Source organism: Thiothrix unzii (assembly GCF_017901175.1).
GTDB lineage: Bacteria > Pseudomonadota > Gammaproteobacteria > Thiotrichales > Thiotrichaceae > Thiothrix > Thiothrix unzii.
In genome coordinates this window covers 1,248,169-1,264,113 of the sequence record NZ_CP072793.1, presented here as the reverse complement: position 1 = coordinate 1,264,113, position 15,945 = coordinate 1,248,169, and the positions used below count along the sequence as shown (strand labels likewise).

Below are 15,945 nucleotides of genomic sequence, written 5' to 3'. Positions count from 1 at the left end.
GGTTATTCCGTGTTACCCGGTGGCTGACGGTGCTGGCGCAGAAAACCCACCGCTTGAGCCAAGGAAAAGCATTCTGAATGTTGGCGTTGGTGGTGTCTGCAATGCAACCAAACGTGAATTTCACTGAGCGGCGTATCACCGCAAAACTGCTGAAAGGTCAGCTTACGGTAATCCCACACTTGCCTATCAATCCTTGCCCGAAATGCAGCGACGGGCCAATGGCGTACCGCAAAGAGTGCCAGCGGCAAAGGTTTTGTCTCAGTGCTGGTCAAGGATGCTAACCACGTTAGCAGGCAATACGGCAGGCTGTCGTGTTCTTCGTCATCAAACCACGCCTCAGTGCCGTCAAAGCGGTGGAGTAATGCCATAAAGGCAGGCAGGTAATCCTGCCAACCGAGTCGGTGCAGGTGCTGGGTGAGTTGTTCGGTGGTGGTATCCGTCACTGCGATTACTTTGTGTTGGTTAAGTGAATGCCATAGGGTAACGGAGAGCGCAATACTTAATAAATAGCGTGACGTTTGAGGTGGTTGTAGTGCGGCACGGCAAACTATTGCGTTTTTTATTGATTTGTGCCTAGCATGACCGGCATGAATAACAGCATTAGCCAATCGTGGAGCCATGCCGTTAAACGGCGTTATTACCGTGTGGACATTGCACCAGATTTGTTCGGTGACTTGTGCATGGTTCGCTCATGGGGCAGTTTGGATACGGCGCGTGGTAACAGCAAAATGGAGTTAGTGCCTTGTTGGCAAGTGGCTACGCAGCGGTTGGAGCAGATCGGTAAGGAGAGGCTGCGTAGGGGGTATACGCTCATTATTTAAACTCAAGCCTGATAGTTTTTGCTTATTCTCTCTTTATAACAATACCTCATGGCAGTGTGGAAACTGCCAAACCACGCAGGATTGACTCACACAGGAACGCAATGCAGTTGTCTTGCGTCTCCCCCAATCGCAGGTGTTTGTCCACCAATAAGCTGCTCATGCCATGCATGGTTGACCAAACAAACAGGGCTTGTTGTTCTCGATCATCTTGCCGGATGACACCCGCATTCTGGCATTCCGCCAGCATTAGCAGCAGTTCTTCAAATGAACGGGCGCGGGACTCCGCCAGTGCCGGGGTTTGGTTTTCTCCCACTAACGGCTCACGGAACAACAGCCGATAACGGTCGGGGTTTTCCAACGCAAAGCTGAAATACGTCATCACCATCTGCTGCAAACGCACTTCTGGGGGCAAGCCCACCTGAATACGCACAGCATGAAGCAAATCGCGGAAATGCCCACAGGCACGGGTTGCCACCGCACAAAACAACAGGTTTTTACTGGCAAAATGCCGATAGGGGGCTGAAGGAGCTACCCCTAAGCGTTTGCCGAGTTCCTGCAAGGTGATGTCATCCAGCTTTCCTTCTGCCAGCAACATATCCGTTTCCCTGATTAAGGCTTCAGCCAAGTCAGTATGGTGGTAAGAGGTTCTTTTTTCCTGCATATGCTTAAAACTTGACAAATCTCAGGGTTTCCCAGCATGATAAATGTGAATATCGTTCACATTGTTTTTTCTGATTTAAGAACAAAAAAGGAATAACAATGTAAACGATTCTACACGAAGGCGATAATTGCGAGGGAATTTCCATGAAAATCTACAAGGCATGTTTTTATGTCTTGCCATTGGCTGTAGCTATACAAGCTGCCACAGCGGGCAATCTGATTACCGATGGTGGTTTTGAAAGCGGTGTATTGCCGTGGACAAGCACCAAATCCATCCTCACCCTTGACCCGGTAGCCGCGTATGCTGGTCAAGCCGGGATGAAGGTCGATTCCGCCTATAGCGGATGCCCTACCGGGGCACTGTACACCTTAAACACCGCTAACCTGAAAAATGGCACACTCTACGAATTTGGGGCGCGGGTACGCTTGAGCAGTGGCGTGGGCAGTTCTGCCAACCTTTCCTTTGGTTTGATCAAGAACGGAGCCACCCCGATTACTTTAGACGGCGAGCAATCTAGCTACGATGCCAAGGTTTATCCCGACAAATGGACACGGGTTTTTGGGGTGTGGCAAGCCAGTTTTGCCCCCACCGATACGCTCAAAGTCTGTATTAGCGGCACTGCTGCCAATAAACCGTTCCAAGTAGATGAAGCGTTTGTAAAACCGCTGTCCACAGAAGAGGTTGGCTACCAACCACCAGCAACGTTGGATACCTCAACATTAGTCTATGCAGATGGCAATCGCTTAGTGATGGGGTCACAGAAAACCCCATTCCTGATGAAAGGGGTCAACGTTTATTTGTATGATCTGGGTACTGATGTTGACCCACCGCCGCCCCTCGATGATTTCAAGTACAAGAACGTTGATGAAGCGTCTTACAAGGAAATCCGTGACCTCGGCTTCAACAGTGTGCGCCTAATGCTGTCTTACAACCTGTTTGAGAGTAATACTGCGCCCGGTGTTTACAAGAATGAAGGTTGGGCATTGGTTGACCGGCATATCCAGTGGGCTAAACAAAACGGCTTGCGCCTAATATTGGATATGCACGTCCCGCCCGGCGGCTACCAAAGCAACGATTTCACCGGGTTCGGTAGTCGCGCTGACCTGAAAAAACGCTTGGAAGATTTGTGGGTTGCCATCGCCCAACGTTACCGCAATGAAACCACCATTGTGGCTTATGACCTGATTAATGAACCGCATATCAACAACTGGTTTATCTACGCCCAAACTCTGATTAACAAAATTCGCGCTGTTGACCCTAATCACCTGATTGATGTGGAAGTGTCTTTCCACCCCAGCGACATCGGTATGTATAAACTAGCGGACAACAATATCCTGTACGATGTTCACTGGTATGAACCGTGGAGTTGGGCAGGTTCGCACACCAACAACACACCTTACGTGGGTACATTGGCGCAGTTCAAACAGCTTTTGAGAAATGGGGAAGGCTTGACCGAGTTCTATGATGCCGCCACCGACAGCTTTACCGTACCCTTCAATATCGGTGAATACGGGGTCACATTCGAGAAATACGAATTGGCAGGTGTCAACGGCGTAACATGGTTGCAACACGCCAATGCCGCGTTTGACCATTTCGGTATCAGCCGCCAGTTGTTCCACTATAACGAAAATAACTTTGGTATCTACCGTAGCTGGAACAGTTACCCCAATGAACACACCAAAACCACCGAACCGCTTAAGGCGGCATTGCCCGCGATTAACGGTACTGAACCCCCACCGCCGCCACCTCCAGCGTTGGACATCACCACCACCAATCTATCTAATGGGACAGTGGGTGCGGCTTATTCGGCACAAGTGAGTGCCAGCGGTGGTACATCACCGTACACTTGGTCAGTGGCAGCAGGCAGTTTGCCCATAGGTTTAACGTTGGGCAGCGACGGCAAAATTACCGGTACACCGACCACGGCGGGAGCATTTAACTTCACGCTGGCGGTGAACGACCCAAATAATGTCACTGATACCCAAGCCGTCAGCATGACTGTAGCGGCACAACCCGTTGTCTTACCACCGAACATCACCACCATCAGCCTGACAGCAGGGACAGCGCAAACTGCCTATAACGCAACCTTGCAAGCCAGCAGCGGTACAGCACCGTATAACTGGTCGGTCAGCAGCGGGAGTTTGCCAACGGGTTTATCCCTCAGTGCAGCAGGTGTCATCAGTGGTACACCCACCACAGCAGGGACAGCCAGTTTCAGTGTCAAAGTGACTGACGATCAGGGCTTATCCGACATCCAAGCTTTGAGTTTGACCATTGCCGCTGCCCCACCTGTTACAGGCAATGCGGATATGGCATTGACTACCTTTAAGGCAACCGCTACCAGTGTTACCAAAGGCAGTTCCGCCGGATTTAACTTTGTGCTGAAAAATAACGGTAACGATGTAGCGAAAAATACACGGTTTGTATTGCCTATGCCTGCCAATACCACTTGGATATCCGGTGCGGCGGAATGTGTGCCTGCTGCTGCGGAAGTCGTGTGCAGTTTTGGTAATCTGGCAAAAGGCGTTTCCCGTAACCGTTACATTTACCTACGTCCAGCGGTGGCTGGTAGCCTTACCCTTAATGGTAAAGCCGTATCCGACACCGGGGACAGCAGCATAACCAACAACAGCAAAACCGTTGCTCTGACGGTGAAATAATCCGTCTGATTGTGTCACACGAAAAGTTGGGGGAAAACGTAAGTTTTCCCCTTGATGCATTCTATGACTGCTCATATTTTAACCTCATCATGGATGCAGTCGCATTCTTGTACTTGATCTGAGTCAAGGTTGACACCCACAGGGTTTCGTTACCCTCTCCCCGTAACACTTTTTTACGGAGGGACTCACACCATGCAAGAAGTTTTCACCAAAAGCATGGCGAGAAATATTTACTACGGCGGCTCGGCATTTTTCCTGCTGCTCTTTCTTGCCCTGACACTCGACACGCATCAGGCTTGGCCTGCGCGTGACAACCACCAAAACATTACCGAACAGGTTGCCGCAGGCAAACGCTTGTGGGAACGCAATAACTGTATCGGCTGCCACACTTTGCTGGGTGAAGGCGCGTATTTCGCACCCGAACTTGGCAATGTCTACAAGCGTTTCGGCGAAAATAAGGAAGCGATCAAGGGCTTCATCAAAAGCCGACCCGTGGATGGCATCCCCGGTCGCCGCAGTATGCCGCAGTTCAATTTCACCGATGCGGAACTGGACGAGATTGTTGAATTCCTGAAATACACCAGTGAAATCAATACCGAAAACTGGCCACCTAACATTCAGGGTTAAGGAGAACAATTATGCAATATCAATCCCAGTCGGTGGCGAAGCTGTATTTTCTCGCTGCTATTGGTTTGTTCGTGGTGCAAGTGCTGTTCGGCTTGGTCATGGGCTTGCAGTACGTCATGGGCGATTTTCTATTCCCAGAAATTCCCTTTAACGTGGCACGAATGGTGCACACCAACTCGCTGATCGTGTGGCTGTTGATGGGTTTTATGGGCGCGGCTTACTACCTCGTGCCAGAAGAATCACAGCGTGAACTGTATTCCCCGAAACTCGCGGTGCTGATGTTTTGGGTATTTCTGGGCGCAGCCTTATTAACCGTGGTCGGTTATCTGTCTGTGCCGTATGCGACTTTAGCGCAAATTACCGGCAATGATTTGCTGCCGACAATGGGGCGTGAGTTTCTCGAACAGCCGACCATTACCAAAATTGGCATTGTCGTTGTCGCTTTGGCTTTCCTGTTCAATATTGGCATGACCGTGCTGACTGGGCGTAAAACAGTGGTGACTATCGTGTTGCTAACGGGCTTGTTAGGGTTGGCAGTGTTCTTCCTGTTCTCGTTCTACAATCCTGACAATCTGGTGAAGGACAAATACTACTGGTGGTTTGTGGTGCATCTGTGGGTGGAAGGCGTGTGGGAACTGATTTTGGCCTCCATCCTCGCCTTCGTGCTGATTAAAGTCACCGGTGTTGACCGCGAAGTGATTGAAAAATGGTTGTATGTAATCATTGCGATGGCGTTGATTACCGGCATTATCGGTACAGGGCATCACTTTTACTGGATTGGTGCGCCGGGATACTGGCAATGGTGGGGGTCGATTTTCTCGGCACTTGAACCGATTCCGTTCTTCATTATGACGCTGTTTGCCTTCAATGTGATCAATAAACGTAAGCGCGAACACCCCAACAAAGCAGCCGTGTTGTGGGCAATGGGTACGGCGGTATTGGCGTTTTTGGGTGCAGGTATTTGGGGCTTTATGCACACACTTGCCCCCGTCAACTACTACACCCACGGTACGCAATTAACGGCGGCACACGGTCACATGGCGTTTTTCGGCGCGTATGTTCTGGTGGTGTTGACGATTATTTCTTACGCTGTTCCGCTCATGCGCGGACAAGAGGCGAAGAGCAACAGCAAGCAAGTCATGGAAATGTGGTCATTCTGGCTGATGTCCGTGTCGATGGTGTTCATTACCTTGTTCCTGACGGGCGCAGGCATTTTGCAAACTTACCTGCAACGTTACAGCGATGCGCCGCAAGCGTTTATGGTGGTGCAAGAGAAAGTTAACCTGTTCTACTGGATGCGTGAAGTGTCTGGCGTGGTGTTTCTGGTCGGGGTAATCCTGTTTGCCTTGAGTTTCCTGCCGGATCGCAAGACACAAAAAGCGTAAAAAACCTTTTCTGTAGTGTCGAGCCGTCGACTCCTTTGGTGGTATCTGTGATAAAGACGGCATTCATTCCGGCTGAAGTCCCCTCTCCAGCCGGTTTTTTTATTTAGGACAAGGAGTATTTGTAATGCCACACAAAACGGTAGTCGCCATTCGTCATCTGGCGTTTGAGGATATGGGAACCTTGCAACCCGTTCTGGAACAGCGTGGTTATACCCTGCATTATTGTGATGTTGGAGTCGATGCACTCACCGACCTGCACAATGCACAAATTGGTTTGCTGGTAGTATTAGGCGCACCGATTGGAGCATATGACGATGCTTTGTACCCTTTCCTCACCCCTGAAGTGACCTTAATCACTGAGCGTTTACAGCAAGGATTGCCCACGTTGGGTATTTGTCTGGGTGCGCAATTGATGGCGCGTGCATTGGGTGCACAAGTTGCGCCCATGCCCACCAAGGAAATCCGCTTTGCACCGTTGATCTTGACGGTGGCGGGTAGTCAATCAGTATTGCAATATTTGCCTGCGGGCTTACCTGTCTTGCATTGGCACGGCGACCAGTTTGAGATTCCGGCGGGATTGGAATCGTTAGCACAAACACCACTGTGTCCGCATCAGGCATTTAGTGTGGACAATTATGCGTTGGCGTTGCAATTTCATCTGGAGGCGGATACCAGCCGTATTGAACAATGGTTAATTGGGCATTGCACTGAATTATTAAGTGCCGGAATTAATGTGTCGGAATTGCGTCAGCAAGCCGCCGAGTACGGTGCAGCCTTGCGTCAAGCCGGTGAAGCAGTGATTGGCGCATGGCTGGATGAGCTTGAATCGGGGCAATGTGCCAGTTAGGTGTGAATATGCAACATTACCGTTTGTTAGCCCGTGTGGCTTTTTTTGCGTTATTTGTACTTGCCCCGCCGCTGGATTTGTTCCGGTTTGATCTGACTGTCAATCACCTGTTCTTTTTGGGTGAACCTTGGCGGCTGGGTTTTACTGCGCAAAGTGACAGCCTCGACATGGTGGGCAGTATTTTCTTGCGCATATTCCTGCCAATTTTTCTGGTTGTAGGCGTGGGTGGCTGGATTTCATGGAAGTACGGGCGTTTGTATTGCGGCTGGTTATGCCCACATTTTGCGATGGTGGAATTGCTTAACGGTTTAATGCGCCGTGCTTCTGGCAAGCCCAGCTTGTGGGAAAAGCAGGCATTACCGCAACAGCAAGCAGATGGAACACACGTCCCGCTTAATCCGTGGTATTGGTCGGTGACGCTGGGGGCTGCGGTCGTCATTGCATTGGTGTGGGCTGTGGTGTTGTTGACGTATTTGTTGCCACCCAAAGAAATTTACACCAACTTGCTGACACTTTCGCTAACTCGCAACCAAGCCTTGTTTATTGGGGTAGGTACAGTATTGCTGACGCTTGAGTTTACCTTAGCGCGGCATTTGTTTTGCCGTTTCGGTTGCGCTCTTGGGGTTGCACAAAGTTTTATCTGGATGACAAACCGCAAAGCCTTGGTGGTCGGTTTCGATAGCCCCCGTGCCAAGCTGTGTAGCGATTGCGATGCGTCTTGCGAACATGCCTGCCCGATGCGCCTGAAACCACGCACCATCAAGCGCAATATGTTCACTTGCACCCAATGCCATAGCTGTATTGATGCCTGCGACAAGGTGCAGGAACACGCCAGTAGTGTTCCATTATTGCAATGGGTGAATGGCGAACGTGCCAAAGTGGTAGCGAAAGGTGCGGGTATTGTGGAAAAACACACTTGACCGAGATCAAGGTATAACTCTACAGGGGGTAGCAGTATAGCGTTGGGTAACGATTACTTAACACGAGAAACGGGAGGCGTTTCTATGAAATTATTTTCACTGAGTCTGCTAGTTGCTGCAATTTTGTCAGCATCCACGCTTATCCACGCCGAAACTGCGGCAGTCACCGACCCTAAAGACCCTGCGGCGGTTCACAAGGCCGAAGCCAAAGCAAGCAATGCCAAGGATCACGTTGAAGCTGCTCAAGGTAGCTATCAGGGTGCGCCTTCGGCAGTTGACCCCAAAGCCGCCAAAAACATGATTACTTCCGAAGGCCCGCCCATGACGGTGGTGGAATTCGATCAAGCCAAGCAAATCTTTTTTGAGCGTTGCGCCGGTTGTCACGGTGTATTACGCAAAGGTGCGACAGGCAAACCGCTAACCCCCGATATTACACGTGCTAAAGGCACGGAATACCTTAAAACCTTCATCAACTACGGTTCACCTGCGGGGATGCCGAACTGGGGAACATCCGGTGATTTAACCCCCGAACAGGTGGATATGATGGCGCGTTATGTGCAGCATGAGCCGCCCCAACCGCCCGAATGGGGCATGAAGGAGATGAAAGAAAGCTGGAAAATGGTGGTCAAACCGGAAGACCGCCCCACTAAGCAGATGAATACTTACAACCTTGAGAACGTGTTCTCAGTGACTTTGCGCGATGCGGGGGAAATCGCCCTGATTGACGGCGACACCAAAGAAATCATCAATATTATCAAGACCGGCTATGCAGTGCATATTTCGCGCCTGTCGGCCTCTGGGCGATACCTGTTCGTGATTGGACGCGATGCCAGAATCAACCTGATCGACTTGTGGATGGAAAAGCCCGATACCGTGGCGGAAATCAAAGTGGGGATGGAAGCCCGCTCGGTGGATACTTCCAAATACAAAGGCTTTGAAGACAAATTCGCCATTGCCGGTTCGTATTGGCCACCGCAGTACGTGATTATGGAAGGCGATACCCTCGAACCCAAGCAAATCGTTTCCACCCGTGGCATGGTCGTCGGCACACAGGAATACCACCCTGAACCGCGTGTGGCGGCAATTGTTGCCTCGCACGAGCACCCCGAATTCATTGTCAACGTCAAGGAAACTGGCAAAGTCTTGCTGGTCAATTACGAAGACATTGATAACCTGAGTGTGACCACCATTCCTGCCGCGCCCTTCCTGCATGACGGCGGCTGGGATGCGACTCACCGTTATTTCCTGACGGCAGCGAATCAGTCCGACAAGGTAGCCGTTATCGACTCGAAAGAGCGCAAACTCTCGGCACTGATTGACGTGGATAAAATTCCACATCCGGGACGTGGCGCGAATTTCACTCACCCCAAATACGGCCCTGTCTGGGCAACCAGTGCGTTGGGTAATGAAAAAATCACCTTGATCGGCACTGATCCCGAAGGCCACAAAGACAATGCATGGAAAGTGGTCGAAACCCTCAAAGGGCAAGGTGGTGGTTCACTCTTCATCAAAACGCACCCCAAATCCACCAATCTGTGGGTAGACACCGGCTTGAATCCCGATGAAAAACTCAGCCAGTCATTGGCGGTGTTTGACATCAACGGTCTGGGTAAAGGCTTTGAAGCCTTGCCGATTGCCGAATGGGCAGAATTGGGTGAGGGGCCAAAACGGGTGGTGCAACCTGAGTACAACAAAGCGGGCGATGAAGTCTGGGTATCGGTGTGGAACGGGAAAAACCAAAAGTCAGCAGTTGTTGTTATCGATGACAAGACCCGCAAACTCAAGAAAGTCATCAAGGATGACCGTTTGATTACCCCGACGGGTAAATTCAACGTGTACAACACGGTGAACGACGTTTACTAATAATAGGCGATGCTAGTGAGGCAAGGGGGCGGATAATTTATCCGCCCTTTTTTATTTAGAAACTTCCTTTGAGTTCCAGCCGCACCGTCCGTGGGTATTCTTCATGGCGGAAGGCGGTGGATTTTTCTTCCAACCGGACATCCGTCAGATTTTCGATACCGACCCCAAGCTCCAGATACTTGCTGACAGCTTTGCGCACACCAGCATTCCACAGGGTGTAATCCGGCACGTCTGCCTGAATGCCTGTCGTGGGTGAAGCAATGGTTTGATCGGCAAGGTGTTCGGCTTGCAGGTTAGTTTTCCAACCGTTTTTCTCCCATGCAACGCCTGCGGATAGGGTATGGCGTGGGCGACGTTCCAGCCGTTGCTCATTGCCGTCTTTGGCATCGAGGTATTGGTAACTGGTGTTGAGCTTTAGCCCCTCATGTATTGGCAAGTCGGCGGAAATTTCTGCGCCACGCAAGTGGGCTTCGTCGGTATTGGCATAAAGCCACTCCTGCACGCCACCGGCAAGCGTTCTGTTCAGGCGGGTGTCGATCAGGTTTTTCACCTTGTTATCAAAAACAGCAGCATTGAGGTTGAGTTTGCCGTTGCTATAGCTTGCGCCCAGTTCCAGCGCGTCATTGGTTTCCGGTTGCAGGTCGGGGTTGCTTTTGATGAGGATTTTGCCGGTCTGGAAACTGTAACCGGGGGATACCTGTTTGATGGTCGGGGCGCGGAAACCGTGTCCATAGCTGGCTTTGAGGGTCAGTTTGTCGTTGACATCGCGAACGATTGAAACACGCGGGCTGGTTTCGCCACCGAAGGTATCGTGTTCGTCTTGGCGCACCCCGACGGTAAGGTGAGTACGCTCGGAGACGGCGATTTCGTCTTGGGCGTAGGCGGATTTGAGGGTGATTTCGGCGTTGCCGCCGGAAAGTTTGGGGTTTTCCAGCCGTTCGGTGCGGTGTTCTACGCCGGTGGTGATGAAATGGTTGTCGCCGAGGGTGAAGCGGGTATTGCCTTCCACCACGGTGTCTTGCAAGGTTTGCGGGTCAGTGGCAGTGCCGGGCGCAGTGGCGTGGTTGGTGATGTCAACGCTGCTTTGGTAGGCACGCACTGACGATACGGTGTTGCCTAGCGAGCCTTTCCAGCTCAGTGAGGTTTGTTGGCGGTCAAGATTGTAACGGCTTTGGTAAGGTGTGTTGGTACGGGTCACGGTGTCATACCAGCGTTCTTCCTGCCCTGCACTGTGTTCCAGCTTGACGTTGTGACCGGCTGCGGGTTGCCAGTCGGCACTGAGGGCGACTTGCTGTTTGTCACGACCTTCGATGGCAGATTGACGTGGGTCGAGCTGGCTGGTGACTGCGGCACGGCGCGATTGTTGCCCACCGATGCTGAGTTGCAGGTTGTCACGTACCCCGCCGCTGAGGTTGAATTCCACGTCATAACCATCACCACCAGCGTTACCGGAGGCAGTGCGGCTGGCAAGTTTGGCATCACCCGTTGGGGTTTGGCTGGGTTTGCGGGTAATGATGTTGACGACACCGCCGAGTGCGTCCGAGCCGTACAGCACGGATAGTGGGCCGCGCACGACTTCGATGCGTTCGATTTGTTCGACCGGAATCCAGTCGTATTGGTAGTCGGTGTTGGGGCCGATGACATCGTTGCTGGCAGGCAGGCGTTTGCCATCAACCAGCAGCAGGGTGTGTTTGCTTTCTAGCCCGCGCAAGCTGATGGTTTTGCGTCCGCCTGAGCCAACGCCTTGCAGGTTGATACCGGGTGTGCCGCGCAGGGTTTCCAGCACGTTTTCACCGCCTTTTTGGGCAATATCCTTGCGGGTCATCACGGTGACACTGCTGGGAGCTTGTTTGACTTTACTCTCGGTGCGGGTGGCGGTCACGGTAATGTCATCGAGGGTGTCAGGGGTATCAGCAACGGCATTCAGGCTGGTAGCGGCGATGAGGATCGCGAGTAATTTTTTCGGCATGACACGGACTCCTTGGAGGTTGAGGAATGCCACCAGTAAAGCAACAGTGAGTAAGCCGTGCCTTGACTTGAGTTAAGTGGGGAATACTGATCTTGACTTGAGTCAATGTTGGCAGTGTTTCGTTGACCTAAGCTGCACGCCATGAGTTTATTAAACACGCCATCGGTTTCCTCCTCCCCACCTCGCCCTGTTCCCCTGCCGGGGGACTTGGCGATGTGGTTTTTTATCCTCGCTGAACTGCTGGTGTTCGCGGTGTTTTTCGCCTCTTACGCCTTTGCCCGCAGCAGCAATGTGGAGCTGTTCAATCACTACCAGCAAACCTTGAACCGTGACATTGGTGCGGCGAATACGGTGATTTTGCTGACGGGCAGTTTGTTTGTGGTGTTGGCGGTGCAGGCGGTCAAAGCGGGCAATAGCGTGTTATGCCGCAATTGGTTGCTGGCGGGCGCGACGAGTGGGGCGGTATTTTTGCTCCTGAAAGGGGTGGAATTTGCCGACAAATTTGCGCACGGCATTAGCCTTAGCACCAATACGTTTTATATGTTTTACCTGTCGTTGACGTTTTTTCATTTCATGCACGTCATCATGGGGATGATTATTTTGGGTGCAGTCGCGTGGAAGGCGCATACGGGCGACTATTCCGCCACGCAACACACGGGTGTGGAAACGGGCGCGTCGTATTGGCACATGGTTGATTTGGTGTGGATTGTATTGTTTCCGCTGGTCTACGTGATGAGGTGATGACATGAAAACGTGGCTGGTGTGGTTGTTATTGGTGGTGTTGACCTTTCTGACGTGGTGGGCGGGGTACGTGGGTTATAGCGGGCAATGGCTCGTGGCGGCATTGCTGATTTCGGTGTTTGTCAAAGGGCATTTCGTAATTGCGGATTTTATGGGCTTGCGCGGGGTGGCAATGCGCTGGCGACTGTTGGTGCATGGCTGGTTAGTCCTAGTCATCGGCTTAATTTTTTTAGCTTACTGGATAGGCGTATAAAATGGTTACAGACTCGAACCTTCCACATTACCAAGCACAAGCACAGGAAGTCGTGCTGTTTGAACACGCCTTCCGCCGCCAATTACCCGTCTTGCTCAAAGGCCCCACGGGTTGCGGCAAAACCCGCTTCGTCGAACACATGGCAGCCAAGCTGGGCAGACCGCTGTACACGGTTGCCTGCCACGACGATTTAAGCGCGGCGGATTTGGTCGGGCGGCATCTGATCGGCGATGGCGAAACCTACTGGAACGACGGCCCCTTAACCCGTGCGGTGCGCGAAGGTGCAATCTGTTATCTGGACGAAGTGGTGGAAGCCCGCAAAGATACCACCGTGATTTTGCACCCACTCTCCGACAACCGCCGCATCTTACCCATTGAACGTACCGGGGAAACCTTGCACGCGCCGCCGGAATTCATGCTGGTGGTGTCCTACAACCCCGGCTACCAGAATTTGCTCAAAGGCATGAAACCCTCCACCCGCCAACGTTTCTTGGCACTGCGTTTCGACTACCCAAAACCCGAAGTCGAAACCCGTATCGTAGTGCAAGAAACGGGTGTGGATGACAAGCTCGCCGCGCAATTGGTCAAGCTGGCAAATGCCTTGCGGGTGCTAAAAGAGCACGATCTGGAAGAATCCGCCTCCACCCGTTTACTGGTGTACACCGCCACGCTGATGCAGGACGGTTTCGAGCCACTCGCCGCCTGTCGCGCCGCGCTGGTCGAGCCGCTAACCGATGACCCCGAAACGGTGGAAGCCTTGATGGAAGTGGTTAATACATTTTTCGCCTAAAGCTCGATACGTACCAACGCCTCCAGCGCAGCCACATCCAGCAAGGTAATGTGCTGATCATTCACCGCAATCAGTTCTTGGCTGGTGAGGCGTTTGAGGATGCGCGAAAACGTTTCCGGCTTGATCGACAGGCGCGAAGCCACGACGTGCTTCGGCACATCCAGCACAATGCGGTCACAAGCAGCATCACTGCACCGCATTTCCAGCAACCAAATCACGAGGCGAAAAGTGGCATTATGCAGCGTCAAACGATCCACTTCGTTCAGCAGCCAGTGCATCCGGCGGCTCATCAACCCCATCATGCCGAAGCACAGGTCGATGGAAGAACGCAGCATCTGTTCGTATTGCGCCGCATTAATCCCCACTACCACCGCTGGCTTGAGTGCTACTGCGTGTACCGGATACTGCCGCCCGCCCATGAACAGCACCGCTTCGGCGAAACTGCTACCGGGCGCAATAATATCCACCACTTTCTCATCGCCATTTGGGGTCAGGCGGAACAGTTTCATAAAGCCCTTGATGTCGACGAACACCTCGTTCAGCGGGTCGCCTTGTCGAAACAGGAATTCGCCTTCGTTCAAGGTGTACAAATGCGCCGTATCCACCAACGCATTGAACTGATCCGGTTCAAGGGCGCGAAACAGCGGTGAGCGGAGCAAAACGGTCAATGTATAATTATCAAATTTCATGTAGTGAAGGCTAACGATGGAAGAATGGGTTGGTAAAGTTTGGCACCAGTGGGTAACACGCAGTGTAAACCATGATTACCCGCAAGCGCAGGTCAATTTGGATGAAATACGTAAAACCCTTGGCATTGTGTTACGCGCCTTGAGCGGCGATGCGGGTTTACAAATCCGTCAAAGTACTGACGTTGCCAGCAATGCCCCGCGCAATCTCATGCAACGCATTGCCGGAACAGGACTGAAAATGCAAGCAGCATGGCGTGATGCGGAAAGCCTGAATTTGCCCGACAGCATCGCCCTATTCCCACAACGTGAATTGAATCGCGAAATGTATTTGTGGTTGGCAGTGTTAGGCAGTAGGGGCGTATGGCATACGCCCTCTTCAAAATCCCGCCATCAACGCCTCCTCTCCGCATGGCAAACCCTACACCCCGAAGCCACCGAACTCCCCCTAACCCTCATTCCGCCACCCAACACCCCACAACCCACCACGCCGGTTTCCTTAGCAGCACCCGCTCCTCCCGAATCCAACCCCAACAGCCAAGCCCCCACCGCCAGCAGCAAACGCCAACGCGCCGAACGCACCGACATGCCCGACGGCAACAGCGGCTTATTACTATTCCGCCTCGAAAGTCTATTCTCATGGACAGAATACACCCCCGTTAACCGCACCACCGACGCAGACCCCAATGACGATGCCGCCCGCGCTGCTGAAGACATGGACGTGATCACCGTAGCGCGTGACCGCAAAGCCAGTTCCCAGAAAATCAAACTCGATCTGGATTTACCCAACGCCGAGTACGACGACATTCCGCAAGGTGAAGGCATCCCACTCCCCGAATGGGATTACCGCAAGCAACGCCTGTTGCCCGACCATTGCCGCCTACAAATCATGCTGCCGCGTGGAGCGCAAGAACTCCCCTTACCCGCCCGTTTGCAAGCCGCCGCCCGCCAACTACGCCGCCGTTTTGAAGCCCTGCAACCGCGCCGCGAATGGCGCAACCACCAGCAAGACGGCGCGGAACTCGACACCGACAGTTACATCCTGCACCTCACCGAACGCCAGCGCGGGCAAGTCGATATGCCGATGGTCTACCGCGATTGCCGCGAGCAAGGACGCGATTTGTCGTGTTTGTTGCTGGCGGATTTTTCGATGTCCACCGACAGTTGGGTCAGCAATACCTCACGGGTGGTGGACGTGGTGCGTGACGCGCTAATCCTGTTTGCGGAAAGCCTAAGTGCTACCCGTGACCGTTTCGCCCTGTACGGCTTTAACTCGCTCAATCGCCAGAACGTGCGCTTTTACCACCTGAAAAAGTTTACCGAACGCTACGACGCGCAAGTACGCGGGCGCATTATGGCGACCCAACCGGGCTATTACACCCGCATGGGGGCTGCGATCCGCCACGCCACGCAATTGCTAGAAGCCGAACCGTCGCAGCAAAAACTGCTATTGCTGCTGACCGATGGCAAGCCCAACGACCTCGATATTTACGAAGGGCGTTACGGGCTGGAAGACACCCGCATGGCGTTACAGGAAGCGCGGCGCAAAGGCTTGAAACCGTTTTGCGTCACCATTGACGACAAGGCAGAAGATTACTTGCCGCGTTTGTTTGGGCAAAACGGCTGGGTGCTGGTGAAAAAGGCGGAAGAGTTGCCACAGAAATTGCCGCAGTTGTATGCGCTGCTGACCGGGCGGTAAACGCAGGGGTTGCATTCCGCCCG

The 15,945-nt window shown here is 52.6% G+C and carries 15 protein-coding genes; 11 read left to right on the top strand and 4 right to left on the bottom strand.

Annotated elements, in window-relative coordinates; all coding sequences use genetic code 11:
* Positions 1-2: 2 nt before the first annotated feature.
* Positions 3-443, bottom strand: coding sequence for a hypothetical protein (locus tag J9260_RS06565; protein WP_210220221.1), 441 nt, complete (start codon positions 441-443; stop codon positions 3-5).
* Positions 444-587: 144 nt separating this feature from the next.
* On the opposite strand from J9260_RS06565, the gene J9260_RS06560 reads away from it, so the two are divergent.
* Positions 588-821: a WGR domain-containing protein gene (locus J9260_RS06560; RefSeq protein ID WP_210220220.1), complete on the top strand. Its 234-nt coding sequence runs from the start codon at positions 588-590 to the stop codon at positions 819-821.
* Positions 822-867: 46 nt separating this feature from the next.
* On the opposite strand, the gene J9260_RS06555 is transcribed toward J9260_RS06560, so the two are convergent.
* Complete coding sequence (locus tag J9260_RS06555) at positions 868-1,482, bottom strand: TetR/AcrR family transcriptional regulator (RefSeq protein WP_210220219.1); 615 nt, start codon at positions 1,480-1,482, stop codon at positions 868-870.
* A gap of 143 nt (positions 1,483-1,625) precedes the next feature.
* Between J9260_RS06555 and J9260_RS06550 the strand changes: the two genes are divergently transcribed.
* The 6 genes from J9260_RS06550 to J9260_RS06525 all read left to right on the top strand — a co-directional run bounded on the left by J9260_RS06550 (position 1,626) and on the right by J9260_RS06525 (position 9,784).
* Positions 1,626-4,142 carry a cellulase family glycosylhydrolase gene (locus J9260_RS06550; RefSeq protein ID WP_210220218.1) on the top strand — a complete coding sequence of 839 codons (2,517 nt, stop codon included), beginning with the start codon at positions 1,626-1,628 and terminating at the stop codon, positions 4,140-4,142.
* Positions 4,143-4,334: 192 nt separating this feature from the next.
* Positions 4,335-4,769, top strand: coding sequence for a c-type cytochrome (locus J9260_RS06545; protein ID WP_210220217.1), 435 nt, complete (start codon positions 4,335-4,337; stop codon positions 4,767-4,769).
* Between the two features lie 11 nt (positions 4,770-4,780).
* A complete protein-coding gene (locus tag J9260_RS06540) occupies positions 4,781-6,154 on the top strand; it encodes a cbb3-type cytochrome c oxidase subunit I (protein ID WP_210220216.1) in 1,374 nt (457 codons plus the stop codon).
* Between the two features lie 124 nt (positions 6,155-6,278).
* Entirely contained in the window at positions 6,279-7,001 is a 723-nt protein-coding gene (locus J9260_RS06535) for a glutamine amidotransferase (RefSeq protein WP_210220215.1), read from the top strand.
* A gap of 8 nt (positions 7,002-7,009) precedes the next feature.
* The gene (locus J9260_RS06530) at positions 7,010-7,921 is read left to right on the top strand and encodes a 4Fe-4S binding protein (RefSeq protein WP_210220214.1); all 912 of its coding nucleotides are present in this window, start codon (positions 7,010-7,012) and stop codon (positions 7,919-7,921) included.
* 84 nt (positions 7,922-8,005) lie between these two features.
* On the top strand, positions 8,006-9,784 hold the full coding sequence (locus J9260_RS06525; RefSeq protein ID WP_210220213.1) for a nitrite reductase: 1,779 nt from the start codon (positions 8,006-8,008) through the stop codon (positions 9,782-9,784).
* 55 nt (positions 9,785-9,839) lie between these two features.
* Here the strand turns inward: J9260_RS06525 and J9260_RS06520 are convergent, their stop codons facing one another.
* On the bottom strand, positions 9,840-11,753 hold the full coding sequence (locus J9260_RS06520; protein ID WP_210220212.1) for a TonB-dependent receptor plug domain-containing protein: 1,914 nt from the start codon (positions 11,751-11,753) through the stop codon (positions 9,840-9,842).
* 141 nt (positions 11,754-11,894) lie between these two features.
* Here J9260_RS06520 and J9260_RS06515 point away from each other — a divergent pair, with 141 nt between their 5' ends.
* The 3 genes from J9260_RS06515 to J9260_RS06505 are packed head-to-tail and all read left to right on the top strand — an operon-like array spanning position 11,895 to position 13,537.
* Positions 11,895-12,494, top strand: a complete 600-nt coding sequence (locus J9260_RS06515; protein WP_210220211.1) for a cytochrome c oxidase subunit 3 family protein — start codon at positions 11,895-11,897, stop codon at positions 12,492-12,494.
* Between the two features lie 4 nt (positions 12,495-12,498).
* The gene (locus J9260_RS06510) at positions 12,499-12,747 is read left to right on the top strand and encodes a cytochrome C oxidase subunit IV family protein (RefSeq protein ID WP_210220210.1); all 249 of its coding nucleotides are present in this window, start codon (positions 12,499-12,501) and stop codon (positions 12,745-12,747) included.
* Position 12,748: 1 nt separating this feature from the next.
* The gene (locus J9260_RS06505) at positions 12,749-13,537 is read left to right on the top strand and encodes a CbbQ/NirQ/NorQ/GpvN family protein (RefSeq protein ID WP_210220209.1); all 789 of its coding nucleotides are present in this window, start codon (positions 12,749-12,751) and stop codon (positions 13,535-13,537) included.
* Here J9260_RS06505 and J9260_RS06500 read toward each other — a convergent pair.
* Positions 13,534-14,226, bottom strand: coding sequence for a Crp/Fnr family transcriptional regulator (locus J9260_RS06500; protein ID WP_210220208.1), 693 nt, complete (start codon positions 14,224-14,226; stop codon positions 13,534-13,536). The genes J9260_RS06505 and J9260_RS06500 overlap by 4 nt on opposite strands.
* 16 nt (positions 14,227-14,242) lie before the next feature.
* Here J9260_RS06500 and J9260_RS06495 point away from each other — a divergent pair, with 16 nt between their 5' ends.
* Positions 14,243-15,922, top strand: coding sequence for a nitric oxide reductase activation protein NorD (locus tag J9260_RS06495; RefSeq protein WP_210220207.1), 1,680 nt, complete (start codon positions 14,243-14,245; stop codon positions 15,920-15,922).
* Positions 15,923-15,945 lie beyond the last annotated feature (23 nt).

Excerpts from the sequence above, each read along its gene's own strand:
- J9260_RS06560 (WP_210220220.1), top strand. The coding sequence starts at position 588 with ATGAATAACAGCATTAGCCAATCGTGGAGCCATGCCGTTAAACGGCGT.
- J9260_RS06555 (WP_210220219.1), bottom strand. The coding sequence starts at position 1,482 with ATGCAGGAAAAAAGAACCTCTTACCACCATACTGACTTGGCTGAAGCC.
- J9260_RS06550 (WP_210220218.1), top strand. The coding sequence starts at position 1,626 with ATGAAAATCTACAAGGCATGTTTTTATGTCTTGCCATTGGCTGTAGCT.
- J9260_RS06545 (WP_210220217.1), top strand. The coding sequence starts at position 4,335 with ATGCAAGAAGTTTTCACCAAAAGCATGGCGAGAAATATTTACTACGGC.
- J9260_RS06540 (WP_210220216.1), top strand. The coding sequence starts at position 4,781 with ATGCAATATCAATCCCAGTCGGTGGCGAAGCTGTATTTTCTCGCTGCT.
- J9260_RS06535 (WP_210220215.1), top strand. The coding sequence starts at position 6,279 with ATGCCACACAAAACGGTAGTCGCCATTCGTCATCTGGCGTTTGAGGAT.
- J9260_RS06530 (WP_210220214.1), top strand. The coding sequence starts at position 7,010 with ATGCAACATTACCGTTTGTTAGCCCGTGTGGCTTTTTTTGCGTTATTT.
- J9260_RS06525 (WP_210220213.1), top strand. The coding sequence starts at position 8,006 with ATGAAATTATTTTCACTGAGTCTGCTAGTTGCTGCAATTTTGTCAGCA.
- J9260_RS06520 (WP_210220212.1), bottom strand. The coding sequence starts at position 11,753 with ATGCCGAAAAAATTACTCGCGATCCTCATCGCCGCTACCAGCCTGAAT.
- J9260_RS06515 (WP_210220211.1), top strand. The coding sequence starts at position 11,895 with ATGAGTTTATTAAACACGCCATCGGTTTCCTCCTCCCCACCTCGCCCT.
- J9260_RS06510 (WP_210220210.1), top strand. The coding sequence starts at position 12,499 with ATGAAAACGTGGCTGGTGTGGTTGTTATTGGTGGTGTTGACCTTTCTG.
- J9260_RS06505 (WP_210220209.1), top strand. The coding sequence starts at position 12,749 with ATGGTTACAGACTCGAACCTTCCACATTACCAAGCACAAGCACAGGAA.
- J9260_RS06500 (WP_210220208.1), bottom strand. The coding sequence starts at position 14,226 with ATGAAATTTGATAATTATACATTGACCGTTTTGCTCCGCTCACCGCTG.
- J9260_RS06495 (WP_210220207.1), top strand. The coding sequence starts at position 14,243 with ATGGAAGAATGGGTTGGTAAAGTTTGGCACCAGTGGGTAACACGCAGT.